Origin of the sequence: Cylindrospermopsis curvispora GIHE-G1 (genome assembly GCF_014489415.1) — a bacterium.
Classification (GTDB): domain Bacteria; phylum Cyanobacteriota; class Cyanobacteriia; order Cyanobacteriales; family Nostocaceae; genus Raphidiopsis; species Raphidiopsis curvispora_A.
In genome coordinates this window covers 1,528,110-1,543,760 of the sequence record NZ_CP060822.1, presented here as the reverse complement: position 1 = coordinate 1,543,760, position 15,651 = coordinate 1,528,110, and the positions used below count along the sequence as shown (strand labels likewise).

The window sequence follows — 15,651 nt, the reverse complement described above, 5'->3', positions numbered from 1 at the left end:
GTTTTAATATTTCATTTAGTTTGGTTTTTTGCTTTTGTAGTCTTTGGGGGGATTAATAAATATCAAATCTCCCGTTTGTATTCCTGTTAAAACCTGAGTTTCGTTTTTGATTTGCGCTCCCATGGTAATTTCCCTAAACTTTGGTTTGTTATCACTATCCGGTACTAACACCCCGGTTTTACCATCTTCTGTGAGAATGGCAACTGTGGGAATGGTTATAGCATCTTCCAAGCGATCGCCTAAAAAGGTCACATCCACATTTAAACCTGAGCGTAACTTATCTCCACCATTGACGATGAAAATCCTCACCTGGAAGGAGGTAACACCTTGCTCTATTACTGCTTCGGGTGCTATTAAACGAACACGTCCTGTAAATACTTGCTCTGGATAAGCATCACTGATGATTTCTACTTGCTGTCCCTGTTTTATCCTGGCAATGTCCGCTTCCGGGACTAAAGATAACACTTCTAAACCTCTTGCTAAGGCCACAATTGAGCTAGAAGTGGCTGAGGTACTACTGGAAGCGGAAGTGGTGGGGGTAACAAAAGCACCAATATTGGCGTATTTTTGAGTGATGATTCCCGCAAAGGGAGCGCGAATAATGGTATCTTCCAATTGAACTTGTTGTCGTTTTAACTGGGCTCTTGCTGCTTCCACCACTGCTGTGAGTCTGACTATTTCCTGGGGACGACTGCCATTTTCTAATTTGCGCAGTCCTTCTATTTCTTGGGTAACCACTGCTTGCTGTTTTCTAATCTCCTGCTGACGATTACCAGCTTCTTGTAAGGACAATCGTTTCTCCGCTTCCTGTAAGCTGGATTTTGCCCTTTTATTTTCTGTGATGTACTGGTCTAAGGTGTCCTGGGAAATTGCCCCCTCCTTGGCCAGATTTTGATATCGGTTGAGTCTTGCTTGGGTTAGTTCTAACTGGGATCTGGCACCTTCTACACTCGCTTTTGCCTGTTCAATCTCTTGGGAACGACTACCTGAACGAATGATTTCTAATTGGGCTTTTGCCTGGTTTACTCTGGCCTTGGCTTGGGCTATATCTTCAACCCGACTACCTGCTTGAGCATCTGCTAACTGGGCTTTTGCTTGTTCTAAATTGGCCTGAAACTGCAAAATTCCCATTCTGATCTCTGAATCATCCATGCGGGCTATTATTTGTCCTTGGTCCACTTTTTGTCCCTGCTCCACGTTTAATTCTGCCAATAAACCAGCATTCTTAGGACTCACATTGACACTTTGTATTGGTTGTACCTTACCACTAGCTGTAATTCTCACGGTGAGATCTTTGGCTTCTACCGGAACGGTTAGTTTGCTAATATCTGGTTTACGATTTTCAGAATTGCCAACTTTTATGATGGTTGTTACTCCCAATATTAACACCCCAGATGCCATGATCCCTATTATCCACCGCCAGGAATAATGACCTTTTTTACCTATTAGAGGAATCTCAACGTGTTTACTTATGCTAACCATTTGTCCTCACCTCTTTGTATTTTTTTTGTGTTTTTACTTAAATTAATGCCTGTCTTAATAGGTTTTTTTGGTTCTAATCATTGTTATTTATTTGTTTTGCCTAAACTAGTACGAGTATTAACTCCTCCTCTGGAACTGATTTTTGATAAATGGGTGTCTATTTATAATCATAGTTCATAATTCGTAATATTTCTTTAAGGAAGTGAAAATTTCCCACCCTGTGATTTTTTTACATCTAGGAGCAAAATTTTTGATGTTGTTTCGGTTAAAAATCGTCTAAGCTATGGTAAAGAAGATTTAATTTATGACTTAAGAGGCGGTAGTGTGCCGAAATACCTTGGTTTAATCTCTGTTTTAGTTGTCTGTGGTTTATGGAGTCTACCCGATCCTGTTCAAGCACAGGCACTTCTCCCGTATACTATACAACTCAATAGGGCAAATTTAGAAAAGCAAGGGTTAAGACTAGCCCAGGAAGCAGCCCAACTGGCTCGATTTGAGCAGTTTGAGCTGGCCATACCCAGAGCCAAATTGGCCGTGCAATTGGCACCAAAAAATGATAAAGTATGGTTTTTGTTAAGTCAGTTACATGTACAAAGAAAGGATTTCCCAGAAGCGATCGCCTCTTTGACACAAGCCCAAAAACTCAACCCCAATAATCCCGATATTTTATTTGCCCTGGGATCAGCTAATTTCCAACAGAAAAATTATCAACTTTCAGTAAGATACTATCAATTAGGGTTAAAAGTAAGACCAAATGATCCGGAAGGATTATTTAATTTAGGTAATACCTATTACATGTTGGGTAGATTACCAGAAGCGATCGCCCAACTTAACCAAGCTGCTAATCAAGACAAGAAATTCTGGCCAGCAATTAATAACATTGGTCTAATTAAATACGAACAGGGAGACGTGAAGGGTGCCATTAGAGAATGGGAAAAAGCAATTGCCATAGACCAGAGAGCAGCGGAAGCTCTCTTAGCATTAGCAGTAGCTCTTTACACCCAGGGTGAAAGTCAACAGGGCTTAACCAAGGGAGAACAGGCCCTAAAAATAGATCAAAGGTATGGAGATCTTGAGTTTCTCAAAGAAAATCTTTGGGGAACAAAGTTACTATTAGATGCTAAAAAGTTTTTAGAACTACCTCAGATTAGATCAGCTCTAGAACCGAAAGAAGAGACACCCAGCCCAATAGACAATCAGTAGCAATGGGTCAAGACGATTCTCAGTTACCATTCAGGAGATTCTTAACTTGAGCAATAAATTGTTGGTGGTCAACAACTGGTTTAGAAATATAGTCATCAGCACCACTTTGTTTAAGAAAATTCTCGCGATCGCCGTCCATGGCGTGGGCGGTGACCAGAATGATAGGTATCCTTGCTGTTTGGGGGTGAGATTTTAACAGTTGTGTAATTTTGATCCCATCCACAGACTCACCTTGATAGAGACTGTGGGAAAGAGAAACATCCATTAAAATCAAATCAGCTCCCCCTGATTGGGCGATGGTGATAACTTCTGCCACATTTTCCGTGTGTTTTACCGCTAAACCAGCACGTTTGGTTAAAATCTTGGTAAAGACACGAGCATTAATTAGGTCATCTTCCACAATCAAAACTGTCTTCATGAAAAATTCCATCCAATTAGGTAGGTTTAGGTAGGTGAGGTAAAATAACCAAAGACTGTAGATAAATTCATAGGGATATGTATTAATGAAAATAATTTACATTAGTTTGAATTTCCTAAGTTTTAACCATAAAACAGCAAGCCTAATAATCAATAATCTAAGGGGTGGAATCCATATCAGGGACAATATGAGAGTTCTTTTGGCAAAAGAACGGTAAAAATTAATTAGGAGATCCCATCTCCCATATATTTTAGTGGTGCAGCAGTTGTCACAGTGTTCAATTACAACGAGTTTTATATAGCTACAATTCAGGGAAGAACTCATGGCAGAACAGTTAAACCTTCTCAACACGGGACAGGTAGTTTCTACGGCCCTACACACGGAAATGCAACGGTCTTATTTAGAATATGCCATGAGTGTGATTGTAGGGCGAGCATTACCAGACGTACGCGACGGATTAAAACCAGTACATCGGCGAATTTTATATGCCATGCACGAATTGGGTTTAACACCAGATAGACCCTATCGAAAATGTGCTCGCGTAGTTGGTGATGTGTTGGGTAAATACCATCCCCATGGTGACCAAGCTGTATATGATGCTTTGGTGAGATTAGTACAGGATTTTTCCAGTCGCTATCCCCTACTGGGGGGACATGGTAATTTTGGCAGTGTGGATAATGACCCACCAGCAGCAATGCGGTATACGGAAACCCGCTTGGCACCAATTGGTCATGAAGCAATGCTCAGGGAAATTGGCGAGGAAACGGTGGAATTTGTGGGCAACTTCGACAATTCCCAGCAGGAACCCACCGTCTTACCAGCTCAGTTGCCATTTTTGTTAATCAATGGCTGTGCTGGGATTGCTGTGGGAATGGCAACTAATATTCCCCCCCATAATTTAGGGGAAATAGTTGACGGTTTAATCGCTTTAATTGACCATCCTGACCTAACGGAGGAAAAACTACTGGAATTAATTCCAGGTCCGGACTTTCCCACCGGTGGACAAATTGTTGGTAATGGGGGAATAAAGGAAGCATACAATACGGGTAAGGGTGGTATTATCCTACGTGGTGTGGTTTCCCTGGAAGAAATTGTTTCTACCCGAGGTGGAAAGCGTCGCACGGCGATTATCGTCACCGAATTACCCTATCAGGTCAATAAAGCTGGTTGGATTGAAAAGGTGGCTGATCTGGTTAATCAAGGTCGCTTACACGGAATTTCGGATTTGCGTGATGAGAGCGATCGCCAGGGAATGCGGGTAGTAATTGAACTCAAACGGGATGCTAACCCGGAGGAGGTAATTGGGGAACTGTATCACCAAACGGCATTACAAACTACCTTTGGAGCCATTCTGCTGGCTTTAGTAGAAGGACAACCCCGTCAGTTAAGCCTGCGACAAATGTTACAGGAGTTTCTCCGTTTTCGGGAAGATACTCTTAACCGTCGCTACAGTTATGAGTTGGGCAAAGCTGAAAACCGAGCAAGTATAGTTGCTGGTTTATTGAAAGCTCTTTCCGCTGTGGATGAGGTAATTTCAATCTTACGACAGTCCCCCGATGGTAGTACAGCCAAAATGGTCCTTTGTCAGCAATTAGAGCTAACGGAAACTCAAGCTGATGCTATTTTGGCTATGCCATTACGTCGTTTAACTAGTTTAGAACAGCAAAATTTACAAGAAGAGTTTCATCAGCTCAATGAGCAGATTACTTCCTTGCGCAGACTCTTAGAAGACCGGCGTGAGTTACTCAAATCCTTGAAAAAGGATTTACGAAATCTCAAACGTAAATATGGGGATACAAGAAGAACTAAATTAATACCTGGGCACATAGCTGTTAAAGCAGATAAGGTCAAGCCATCCTCTCCAGGAGAAAAGGAAAAATCCAAAATTTCCCCGGAGGAACAACCACCAGAACCCGCCATTTTGGAATTTACCCAGCGTGGCTACGTACGTCGTCTGGCTCCTGGTAGCAAAAAAGCTAAGGCTGAAGCTATCATGGGAGAAAATGATTTTCTCATTCAAACTGAAATAACTAATACCCACCAAGATCTATTGATTCTCAATACTAGTGGCAAAGTGTACCCTGCGAAAGTGGGAGATATTTCCCCTATTAGTGCCCGTTCTCCCAGGGGAATACCATTAATTACTCTGCTCACTAGCACAGCTCAAGGGAATGTGGAGGGGATTCTGGGTCGTTTTATCCTTCCGGAAACCAAAGATACTCATGACATGGTTATAGTAACCAAACAAGGAAGAATTAAGCGGCTTTCCTTAGAAGAATTAACCAATGTTAGCAAGCGGGGAATAACCATATTAAAGGTAAAAGATGATGACCAATTGTGTTTTGCCCAATTAACCAATCCCAATCACAACCTGATTTTAGCCAGTTCTGGAGGTCGTTGTTTACGTTTTGCCATTAACGATGACCAACTACCAGTTATGGGACGTGGTGCCATGGGTTTACAATCCTTCCGTATTCTTAAAAGTCAGCAAATTATAGGGTGTGTCACGATTGGACAAGAAGAAAATTTACTGTTAGTAACCCAGGAGGGATATGCTAAAAGAATATCCAGTAGTAGTATAAGACCGGGTAATCGAGGTGATTTGGGCACACAGATGTTGAAGTTCCATAACAAAACCGATAACCTGGTGGCCATAACTAGGACTAATACCAGTCAGGAAGTAGCACTGGTTACTAATAAAGATCGCATGCTCAAAACATCTATAGAATCCATACCCATCCTAGATAGAGATGCTAGAGGAGAGAACATCTTCCCCATGACTCGGGATGAAATAATTACATCAGTAGTTTTAGTCCTAGAAACGGGAAGTTAACATTTCCAGAGAAATAGCAAAAAGGAATGTTGCATTTTTGAAAATGTTTGTTATATTAGTTTACATAAGACAATAAAACTTAGTAAACTCAAACTGGAGTGCGAACCATGAGTAATGCAGCAAAAACCGTTACCTCCGTACCAGAAGACCGCAATGCATGGCGTTGGGGGTTCACTCCCCAGGCCGAGATTTGGAATGGTCGCTTGGCCATGATTGGTTTTGTAGCAGCAACCTTAATTGAGTTGTTTTCTGGTCAAGGTTTCCTACATTTTTGGGGTATTTTATAGATTTTGATACGTAAGGTTTTTCCTGGAGAACCTGGTAGTTACTAGCTACCAGGTTGATTTCATTACGAACATCATCTCTAGGTAAACAGAAGGACCTACATTTGCTCCAATTAAAAGTGGGCCCTTCCTAACTACTAAAACATTATATATGTATAAATGTTGGGGAATTCACATGAGAATTGGTTTCCGATTTAAAATTATGGATCTTTACCCAGCAAGTAAGTTGGGTTTCATACTTGAACCCAACCTACCCTCATTTTATATTATATTTGTTATGTTTTAATCCCCAACTTAAATTTAGAATTGCTGCAAATTTATTCCAAAATTAAACACTCATTTGCTGTCTTTGATAAAGTGACCAGTATAGACCTTTTTGTTGTAGTAAACTTGGGTGATTGCCTTGTTCTGCAACAATTCCCTTTTCCATAACCAAAATGAGGTCTGCACGCTTTAAAGGAGCAAATCTATGGGCAATTAAAAACACCGTACGGTTAGCAGAAATCTTTTGTAAATTGGATAAAACTTGCTGTTCAGTTTCACTATCTAAGGCGCTAGTTGCTTCGTCTAAGATTAGAATTGGTGCTGGAGAAAGAAACATTCTAGCTAGTGCTATTCTTTGTCTTTGTCCACCGGATAAAGCTGTACCCCTTTCACCTACATTAGTTTCATAACCAAATGGTAATTGACTGATAAAATCGTGTGCAACTGCTAATTTGGCTGCTTCTACTACCTGTTTAGCTGTAATATCTGGATTACCTAAACTAATGTTTTCTAAAATCGAACCATTAAATAAAAAGTCCTCTTGTAAGACCACAGCAATCTGTCGTCTTAAAGATGCTAGGTCGCAACTTTTGAGATCAAAGCCATCTATTAAAATACGTCCCGATTCAATTTGATATAGTCTTTGTAAAAGTTTAGATAGGGTACTTTTACCAGAACCACTGCGTCCCACAATCCCTATAAACTGACCTGGTTGGACTTGGAAAGAAATTCCCTTTAACACTGGTTCGGTGTGGGGACTGTAACGGAAAAAAACCTGTTGGAAAGTAACTTCTCCTTTTAGTGGTGGTAGAACTAATCCCGTTCCCATTTCCGCTTCTGGTGCAGCATTAAGAATATCGCCAATTCTATCTACAGATAGTAAAACCTGTTGGAGATTTTGCCATAGTTGCACCAATCGTAATAAGGGTCCTGTTACTCTTGCTGATAACATTTGAAAAGCAATTAATTGACCCACAGTGATTTGGTGGTCAATCACTAATCTTGCTCCCACCCAAAGTATTAATAAGTTAGAAAAATTAGTGAAGAAATTGCCGATATTGCTACTGATATTGGAAGTTGTAGAAGCTTTAAATCCAGTGCGGATAAACTTAGCAAATAGTCCTTCCCATCTTTCCCTAGCTACTGGTTCTGCTGCATGTGCTTTTACAGAATGAATAGCTGTAATTGTCTCTACCAAAAATGCCTGACTATCCGCACTACGGTTAAAAGTCTGATTTAACCAATTTCTTAAAATGGGGGTGGAAATAATTGTTAAAGCTGCAAATAGTGGTAAAACTGCTAGGGATACAAAAGTAAGAGTTATGTTATAGTAGCACATCAATGCCAAATATACTATGGCAAAAATACTATCCAGAATTACCGTTAAAGCTGTACCGGTTAAAAACTGTCGAATCTGTTCTAATTCTTGAACCCTAGCAACCGTATCTCCCACTCGACGAGCTTCAAAATATGCCAAGGGTAAACGCATTAAATGGCGAAAAAGTTGAGCAGATAAACTCAAATCTAATCGTCTTGCTGTATGGGTGAAAATGAAGACCCTTAAAATTCCTAAAACCGATTCAAAAACACTAACCAATAATAGGGCGATCGCCATGACATCGAGAGTAGCTAAACTCTCTTGCACCATAACTTTATCAATAATTACTTGAGTAATTAATGGTGCGGTTAAACCGAGTAATTGTAAAGTGAAGGATGCTAATAAGACTTCACCCAATAACTTACGGTATTTCCAAATTGCGGGTGTGAACCAGGAGAGATTGAATTTTTCCTGTTCAGTAATTAATTCAGTTTGCCATAATATACCATCCCAGGATGATTCGACTACAGATTGAGTTAAATATTCACATTCAACACCCAGGGGGTTAGCAATAATTAGGTTTTCACCTTTGATTCCATAAACTACTACCCAGGTAGTTGTACCGGAGCATTGCCACTGTAATAGAGCAGGAAAAGTCAATTGGTTTAAATCACCCCAGGTAACCTGAATTTTCCGGACTATTAAACCGATTTTTTCCCCAGTTTCTATTAAATTCTTGGGGGTTTCTCCTCCTAGTTGACGTTGCACCCAGTCCATAGCTACGGGATTGTTTAAATATTGCATCACCATTGTTAGACAAGCGGATGCAGTGTTACCACTGGCTATAAAAGGATAGTTAGGGATGGTAGATTTAGTAGTTGATGTGCTCAGATTTGAAGACTCAATTAAGGTGGGTTGGTTTTGTTCCTCCTGGTCAGACCAAAATTGATCGATTTGGGGGTGGTTGAACTCTTTCCATAAGGATGTCTCCCAATAAATAATTTTTACTTCTCTACTAGCAGCTACTGCTTTACAGTTTTTAAAAACTGGCTGCAAGTTGCCAAACCACTCTCCATCCCCTAAAGTGACCACGGGTTTATTCATCTCGTCCCGCAATCGCACTTTACCACTAATAATAAAAAACTGATATCTCCCTGTTTCTTGTGACCAAATTTTTTCGCCCATTTGGTATTGACGAACTTCCGATTTACATTTTAATTCTGTTTGCTGGTCAGCGTTTAACCAACAAAAAGGCAATTTTTTCCACTCTATAGCATCTAACACATTTAGTCTGACAATTTTTCAAGTTTGATGTTTGGTTTTAAGTAGGGAGGCACAATTATTTGTTTATCTTATATTTAATTCCACCCACCCACTTATAATTGAGAATATTCACAAATATTCTCAATCATTCCGAATTATTTCCCGGAATTGACGGATACTTAATAAATTTCTTAACTGACTTGTAATTTTACAGTCACATTTTGAATCTTCTCTCCCAACCATTTTTCAAATAGCTCATTCTGTAATGATTGTTTTAACTGCACATTTTCTAGGGAAGATAATAAAATATTCTCCAGTCTGAATAAGTTAAAAGTACCCTCTATTTCTATAGGTCCAATCAATTCTCCCATATTCGCTCCATCTACGCAAGCACGCAGTATATCTGGTAAACTACCACGACTAATAGGACCCATCATACCATTAAAGGTTTTTTCATCTGCTAAAGAATATTCTTTTGCCAGTTGTTCAAAACTACCTCCTTCTTGTATCTGTGTCTGCAACTCCTCCGCTAATTCTCGCGTACTCACCATAATTCGAGAAAGCACAACCCGATCTAAATAAATCTTCCTTTCTATAAAATATTCCGGTAGTTTTGGTTCGGTAATTACTACCTTGAGTTTTTCTAGTTTGAAACTAAAACTCACGGATTCATAAAATGTTCCATAATCTGTACCATTGTTGGTTAACCAATTTTGAAACTGCTCCTGATCTGTCAGTTGATTTTTTAACCTAAAATCAATTATTGCTTGCTCGATTAATGCTGTGCTAATATCTACATCATTTCTATTTTTTATCTCTTTTTCTAGTATATATTGTCTGACTACATCATTAATAAACTGATTTAGTCTACCAGAAACTTGTAAATAATTAACTACTTGAGAAAGTTCAATTTGTTCGTCATTGATTGTAAAAAATGATGAGGATTCCATAAAATTAATATGATGAAAAGGTGAGCAATCTATAGCTGGCTAAAGCTATCATCAAAATCTCTGGGTCTTTTTCTTTAAATAATAGATAACTATTGGGGAAAATAAGGTTCATTATGATAAAGATATTATGAATTAGTAATCAAGAAAATTTCTTATCTCTTCTTGCTCTCTTACATCTTCCTATTTGTATTTATTTTAAACTGATTAAATTAATACTCTTTGAAAAACTAGTGCTAATATCATTGCCACAATCGCCCCTATTAATGTATTGAAAATATTCACCACTTCATTAGTTAGCCACGTATATTTAGACTGCAATGTTGCACCAATTACACTTTCTAAATTAGTGGCAATAAATGAGGCGATCGCACACCAAAAAATTCCTGGCATATCTATTAAATTTACACTCCATCCCACAATGGCCACTAAAATTGAACCGACCATACCAGCTAGAGTTCCTTCTAAGCTAATTGCACCTTCTGTACCTCTGGGTACTGGTTGTAGGGTAGTGATTAAAAATGTACGTTTTCCGTATGCTTTACCTATTTCACTAGCAGTTGTATCAGATAATTTGGTGCTAAAACTGGCTACATAACCTAAGCATAGCAAATAACTCCAAGCGGGTAGTAATAATACTCCCAGGGAACATAAAGCTCCAATTAAAGCAGACCCCCAAACGTTTTCTGGACCTCGAGCACCAGAGCGTTTTTCCGCAATTCCCTGAACTTGTTTTTGTTTAATCCCAATGCGAGTCACTCCCGAACCAACAATAAAATAAAATCCCACTACTAAATATCCTGGCCATCCTAATGTTCCCCAGATGATTACACCCAATAACCAAGCATGACGAATACCTGCGGGAGTCAATAGTTTATTGGGGATCCTATCAACCAATGTCAGTAAAGCAGCGTTTAATGCTCCACCTGCTAACCAGGGATTAATGGTGTTGAATAGTTCTAACATGGTAAATGAGTTATAAATTATGGAGGGGATTTAACCACAATCAGTATAGGTTAAGTGTAATAAATTCGCTAACTTATAAACAATTCTCGCACCTACGTTACCATCCCACTCCCCGTCACCAACCTCACACACATCAAAACCAATAATCTTTCTACCAGTTTTGACCACTTTCCTGAATAAACCATAAGCTTGCTCCAATTCCAATCCACCAGGTACGGGGGTTCCAGTGTGAGGACAGAGTTTAGGATCCAAACCATCAACATCAAAGCTGATGTACACATGGTGGGGTAAATTAGCCACTATTTCTTCACATAAGTCATTCCAAGTTTTACCAGCATATTGCTGCTGTTTAATGATTGGGTCATAATAAGCCACAATGCGATTATTTGAACTTTTAATAATTTCTACTTCATCAATACAAATATCCCGTAAACCAACCTGTACTAATTTGGATATCTGGGGTATTTCTAGTGCATTGAACATAATTGACCCATGGGAAAATTCAAATCCTTCATAAGCAGGTCTTAAATCTGCATGTGCATCTATATGTAAGATACCAAAATCAGAATATTGACTCCCTAGAGCTTGTAAATAACCCAAGGGTGAACTGTGGTCACCACCAATAACCCCTACTTTTTTCCCCTGGGAGATTGTCTGTTGACACTGGTCAAATAACCACTTATTCAAGTCTCTCCCTGCTTGGTTTATTTCTGCTAATATAATGGTTAAGTCTGGATCTGCTTTTAGGTCTTTACCCTCTGCTTGTCTTTGAATAATTTTGGCAGCTTGTTGACGATAATAATGATTTTTATCTAGGATATCTTGGGAGATTTCCATAAGAAAAATCCCTTGCTTCCAACCATCAGGGTTATCAAGGTCAAATAAATCTATTTGGTAGGAACCATCCAAAATCCGCTGTGGTCCATTCCCAGTTCCAGTCCTATATGAAACGGTTACTTCCCAGGGAACGGGGAAGATTATTAAATTAGCAGAATCATAAGTGTCTGGTAACCCTAACAGATTACCATTGATTTGTGCTATACCACTGGGATCGTAGTCTTGAATATTGTTCATGGTTCATAGTTTATAGGTTTATGGTTTATTTTGCACGACTACTTAATACAACTCCTATACTACCATAAAGCAAAAAAAAGGTTTGGACCCTAGCCAAACCTCCAAAATTGCTGTGCTTAACAACGTACTCAACTAATTTATTCCCAGTTCAATCACAAATCAACTTTCTGGAGTATCTTGCTAAATCTATGGGAGTGCGCTATTCATCGGAGCTTACCCAGCGTGCCACAGCCCGCCAATATGCTGCTAAAGGGGTCTGATAAATTTCCATAAATACCCAGATCACAATGGCTAAATGTAGCACAAAGGTCAACAAGGTCCAAATATAAGGTATCCAAAACACCATGGGACTTGAGGGCAAATAATAGGCACTTATACCAATCAAGAATGTAGGAACCATGACAAAAGCTATCCCAGCTACAGCATAACCCCACCCTAACTCCATACCTTCTATTTGTCCTTGATTCCAATTATAACCATTCCAATGCCATATTAGGGGAGGTTGTCGGGAAGGCATTTTGACCTGCTGTGATTGTAAGTTGACCGTAAAAATTTCTTGACAAAAGTCACAAAACATTGCTTCCATTAAAGGCATGGTCTCAATTTTACCAACGCGACAGGATGGACATGGGTATCTTTGATTAAAATTTAAAGGTTTAGAGACAATTGGTAAATCCTTCATCATACGCCCTCACAAATTATTAACCGCCTTATAAAGATCCCAATCCAACCAGGTCAATAGGAAATGCGATCGCCTGCATTCCTGAGCTATTTCAAGGCCCTTAACAAATTATCTTTAGCACTTTCTAAAGCTTGTGGTAACTTACTAGCATCCCTACCTCCAGCTTGAGCAAGATTGGGTTTTCCACCACCTCCCCCACCACAGAGTTTTGCTATATTACCAACAAACTTACCAGCTTGCAAACCTTTTTCATTAACATGAGAACTAAATGCAGCAACTATACTGACCTTTCCAGGTTCGGGAATGGAAGCTAAAACCACTGCTCCATTGACGATTTTTTGCAATAGTCTTTCAGCAGCATCCTTGAGGGATTCTGGATCAATATCGGTCATTTGTGCCACAATAATTTTATGTTCCCCTACTACCTGGGCGGTTTGTAGTAAACTGTCAGATTTAACTATAGCTAACTGGGACTTGAGATTTTGAATTACCTTCTCATTGTGGCGAAGTTCAGTTTGTAAAATGGTGATTCTATCGGGAATTTCTTCCGGTTTGACCTTAAATCGGTCACTTAGGTCCTTGACCACCTTATCGCGGACATTTAAATAGTCCAAAACTGCTGCACCTGATACTGCTTCTATTCTTCTGATTCCTGCAGAAACTCCCACTTGAGAAATAATTTTGAAAACCCCAATTTCTCCAGTGTTATTCACATGAGTTCCTCCACATAACTCCATAGAAACACCAGGGAAATCTATTACCCGCACCTGGTCACCATATTTCTCCCCAAACATGGCCACCGCACCTCTAGCTTTCGCTTCCGGTAATGGTAATATCTCTACCTGAGCTGGATGTGCTTGAGAAATCCAAGCATTTACCAGATCCTCCACCTGTTGAACCTCATCTTCAGTTAAGGATCTAGGACAGTTAAAATCAAATCGCAATCTGTCAAATGAAACTAGGGAACCTGCTTGAGAAATTCCTTCATCTACAACTTTCTTTAGTGCAGCTTGTAATAAATGAGTTGCGGTGTGATTAGATTGGGCGCGACGACGATTAGCACTGTCAACCTGAGCAGTTACAATATCGCCCACTCTCACCGTACCCCTTTCTATTTTGCCAAAATGAATAAAGAAGTCGGATTCCTTTTTCACATCTTCAATTCTGATTAAAACCCCGTCACCGGAAATATAACCTTGGTCTCCAACTTGTCCACCAGATTCTGCATAAAATGGGGTTTTATCCAGGACAATTTGTACGTTAGTTCCCGCTGGTGCTGCTGCTTGAGCAATACCTTCCACTAACAAAACGGCAATTTTAGCTGTTATAGCCAATTTTTCATAACCGATAAACTCGGTAGAGTGAATATGTTCTGCTAGTTTGTCTAGGGAACCCTGGACTGTTAAATCAATGGTTTCGTGTGCAGCTTTCCCACGTTCTATTTGCTTGTGCATTTCTGTATTGAACCCTTCAACATCCACCCTTAGATTTTGCTCTTGGGCAATTTCTTGGGTTAGTTCTAGGGGAAAACCGTAGGTATCATATAGGGTAAAAGCACTTTCCCCAGAAATGACAGTTAAACCCTGTTTTTTTACCTCCTGAATAATTTCCCCCAGTAGTTTTTCTCCCCTGTCCAAGGTTTTTAAAAAGTTACCTTCTTCCCGTTCTAATTCAGCTTTAATAACCGCTTCCCTTTGGCGTAAATGGGGATACACAGACTGGGAAAGGGAAATTGCCGTTTCTGCAACTTGATTGATAAATTCTCCAGGAATTCCTATTAATCTTCCATGTCTGACAACGCGACGAATCAAGCGACGTAAAATGTACCCCCTACCAACATTGGATGCACGAATGTCATCGGCAATCATGTGTACTACAGCCCGCACATGGTCACCAATAACTTTTAGGGAAACTTTGGTATTTTCGTCACTGTCATGATAGTTGATTTTGGCAATTTTTGCTGCAGTTTCAATAATGGGAAAAATCAGATCTGTTTCATAATTATTGGGAACCTTTTGGAGAATTTGTGCCATTCTCTCTAAACCCATGCCAGTATCAATGTTTTTATTTTGTAAGGGTGTGAGATTTCCAGACCCATCCCGATTATACTGCATAAATACCAAGTTATAAAACTCGATAAATCTACTGTCGTCTTCTAAATCAATGTGATCATCTCCCAATTCTGGGTGAAAATCATAATAAATTTCTGAACAAGGACCACAAGGACCTGTGGGACCAGAAACCCAAAAGTTATCGTCAGCACCCATCCGCTTAATGCGTTTTTCTGGAACACCAATTTGTTGTTTCCAAATATTAAAGGCCTCGTCGTCCTCTTCAAATACACTGACTACTAATCTTTCTGCGGGAAGTCCAAAAACCTCTGTGGATATTTCCCACCCCCAAGCTATTGCTTGTTCTTTGAAATAGTCACCAAAACTAAAATTACCTAACATTTCAAAAAATGTGTGATGGCGTTTTGTCCTTCCCACATTTTCAATGTCATTAGTACGAATACATTTTTGCGATGTAGTAGCCCGTTTGAATTCTGCTGCGCGCTGTCCTAAAAATATGGGTTTAAACGGCAACATACCCGCAATCGTCAGCAGCACTGTGGGATCTTCTGGTACCAGGGAAGCGCTGGGGAGGGGTTGGTGTTGTCTTTGGGTGTAAAAGTCCAGGAATAGTTGACGAATATGGTTACCGCTAAGATACTTTGATGACATGAGGTTTGATAAAATCTATTTCAGTTGATGACGCCAATATGACTAAGTGGGTGGGTGGAATTAAATATAGGATGAACATAGGTTGGGTTGAAGTATGAAACCCAACACCCGCACGGGTCTCGTTACTCGACCCGTCCTATAAATAATTGTGCCTCCCTACTTATCCTATGTTAATCTTATTTGATTGGTTAGTG

Annotated in this window: 11 protein-coding genes; 3 read left to right on the top strand and 8 right to left on the bottom strand. The window is 39.7% G+C overall.

Annotated features, from left to right (window positions below; translation table 11 throughout):
- Positions 1 to 15: 15 nt before the first annotated feature.
- Positions 16 to 1,482 carry an efflux RND transporter periplasmic adaptor subunit gene (locus IAR63_RS07065; protein WP_187707085.1) on the bottom strand — a complete coding sequence of 489 codons (1,467 nt, stop codon included), beginning with the start codon at positions 1,480 to 1,482 and terminating at the stop codon, positions 16 to 18.
- A gap of 324 nt (positions 1,483 to 1,806) precedes the next feature.
- On the opposite strand from IAR63_RS07065, the gene IAR63_RS07060 reads away from it, so the two are divergent.
- A complete protein-coding gene (locus IAR63_RS07060; protein ID WP_187707084.1) occupies positions 1,807 to 2,685 on the top strand; it encodes a tetratricopeptide repeat protein in 879 nt (292 codons plus the stop codon).
- 19 nt (positions 2,686 to 2,704) lie between these two features.
- On the opposite strand, the gene IAR63_RS07055 is transcribed toward IAR63_RS07060, so the two are convergent.
- Positions 2,705 to 3,103, bottom strand: coding sequence for a response regulator (locus tag IAR63_RS07055; protein ID WP_187707083.1), 399 nt, complete (start codon positions 3,101 to 3,103; stop codon positions 2,705 to 2,707).
- A 322-nt stretch (positions 3,104 to 3,425) separates the two neighbouring features.
- Here IAR63_RS07055 and gyrA point away from each other — a divergent pair, with 322 nt between their 5' ends.
- Positions 3,426 to 5,936, top strand: a complete 2,511-nt coding sequence (gene gyrA, locus IAR63_RS07050; protein WP_187707082.1) for a DNA gyrase subunit A — start codon at positions 3,426 to 3,428, stop codon at positions 5,934 to 5,936.
- A 107-nt stretch (positions 5,937 to 6,043) separates the two neighbouring features.
- Complete coding sequence (locus tag IAR63_RS07045; protein ID WP_187707081.1) at positions 6,044 to 6,223, top strand: chlorophyll a/b-binding protein; 180 nt, start codon at positions 6,044 to 6,046, stop codon at positions 6,221 to 6,223.
- 325 nt (positions 6,224 to 6,548) lie between these two features.
- Here the strand turns inward: IAR63_RS07045 and IAR63_RS07040 are convergent, their stop codons facing one another.
- The 6 genes from IAR63_RS07040 to alaS all read right to left on the bottom strand — a co-directional run bounded on the left by IAR63_RS07040 (position 6,549) and on the right by alaS (position 15,457).
- The gene (locus IAR63_RS07040) at positions 6,549 to 9,086 is read right to left on the bottom strand and encodes a type I secretion system permease/ATPase (RefSeq protein WP_187707080.1); all 2,538 of its coding nucleotides are present in this window, start codon (positions 9,084 to 9,086) and stop codon (positions 6,549 to 6,551) included.
- 170 nt (positions 9,087 to 9,256) lie between these two features.
- Positions 9,257 to 10,015 (bottom strand): foldase protein PrsA, encoded by a 759-nt coding sequence (locus tag IAR63_RS07035; protein WP_187707079.1) that lies wholly within the window; start codon positions 10,013 to 10,015, stop codon positions 9,257 to 9,259.
- Positions 10,016 to 10,219: 204 nt separating this feature from the next.
- Positions 10,220 to 10,978 carry a TIGR00297 family protein gene (locus tag IAR63_RS07030; RefSeq protein WP_187707078.1) on the bottom strand — a complete coding sequence of 253 codons (759 nt, stop codon included), beginning with the start codon at positions 10,976 to 10,978 and terminating at the stop codon, positions 10,220 to 10,222.
- A 30-nt stretch (positions 10,979 to 11,008) separates the two neighbouring features.
- Entirely contained in the window at positions 11,009 to 12,052 is a 1,044-nt protein-coding gene (locus IAR63_RS07025; protein ID WP_187707077.1) for an agmatinase family protein, read from the bottom strand.
- A 199-nt stretch (positions 12,053 to 12,251) separates the two neighbouring features.
- On the bottom strand, positions 12,252 to 12,734 hold the full coding sequence (locus IAR63_RS07020; protein WP_187707398.1) for a hypothetical protein: 483 nt from the start codon (positions 12,732 to 12,734) through the stop codon (positions 12,252 to 12,254).
- 86 nt (positions 12,735 to 12,820) lie between these two features.
- Complete coding sequence (alaS, locus tag IAR63_RS07015) at positions 12,821 to 15,457, bottom strand: alanine--tRNA ligase (protein ID WP_187707076.1); 2,637 nt, start codon at positions 15,455 to 15,457, stop codon at positions 12,821 to 12,823.
- Between the last annotated feature and the right edge of the window lie 194 nt (positions 15,458 to 15,651).

Coding starts and splice junctions, on each gene's coding strand:
- IAR63_RS07065 (WP_187707085.1), bottom strand. CDS start 1,482: ATGGTTAGCATAAGTAAACACGTTGAGATTCCTCTAATAGGTAAAAAA.
- IAR63_RS07055 (WP_187707083.1), bottom strand. CDS start 3,103: ATGAAGACAGTTTTGATTGTGGAAGATGACCTAATTAATGCTCGTGTC.
- gyrA (WP_187707082.1), top strand. CDS start 3,426: ATGGCAGAACAGTTAAACCTTCTCAACACGGGACAGGTAGTTTCTACG.
- IAR63_RS07045 (WP_187707081.1), top strand. CDS start 6,044: ATGAGTAATGCAGCAAAAACCGTTACCTCCGTACCAGAAGACCGCAAT.
- IAR63_RS07035 (WP_187707079.1), bottom strand. CDS start 10,015: ATGGAATCCTCATCATTTTTTACAATCAATGACGAACAAATTGAACTT.
- IAR63_RS07030 (WP_187707078.1), bottom strand. CDS start 10,978: ATGTTAGAACTATTCAACACCATTAATCCCTGGTTAGCAGGTGGAGCA.
- IAR63_RS07025 (WP_187707077.1), bottom strand. CDS start 12,052: ATGAACAATATTCAAGACTACGATCCCAGTGGTATAGCACAAATCAAT.
- IAR63_RS07020 (WP_187707398.1), bottom strand. CDS start 12,734: ATGAAGGATTTACCAATTGTCTCTAAACCTTTAAATTTTAATCAAAGA.
- alaS (WP_187707076.1), bottom strand. CDS start 15,457: ATGTCATCAAAGTATCTTAGCGGTAACCATATTCGTCAACTATTCCTG.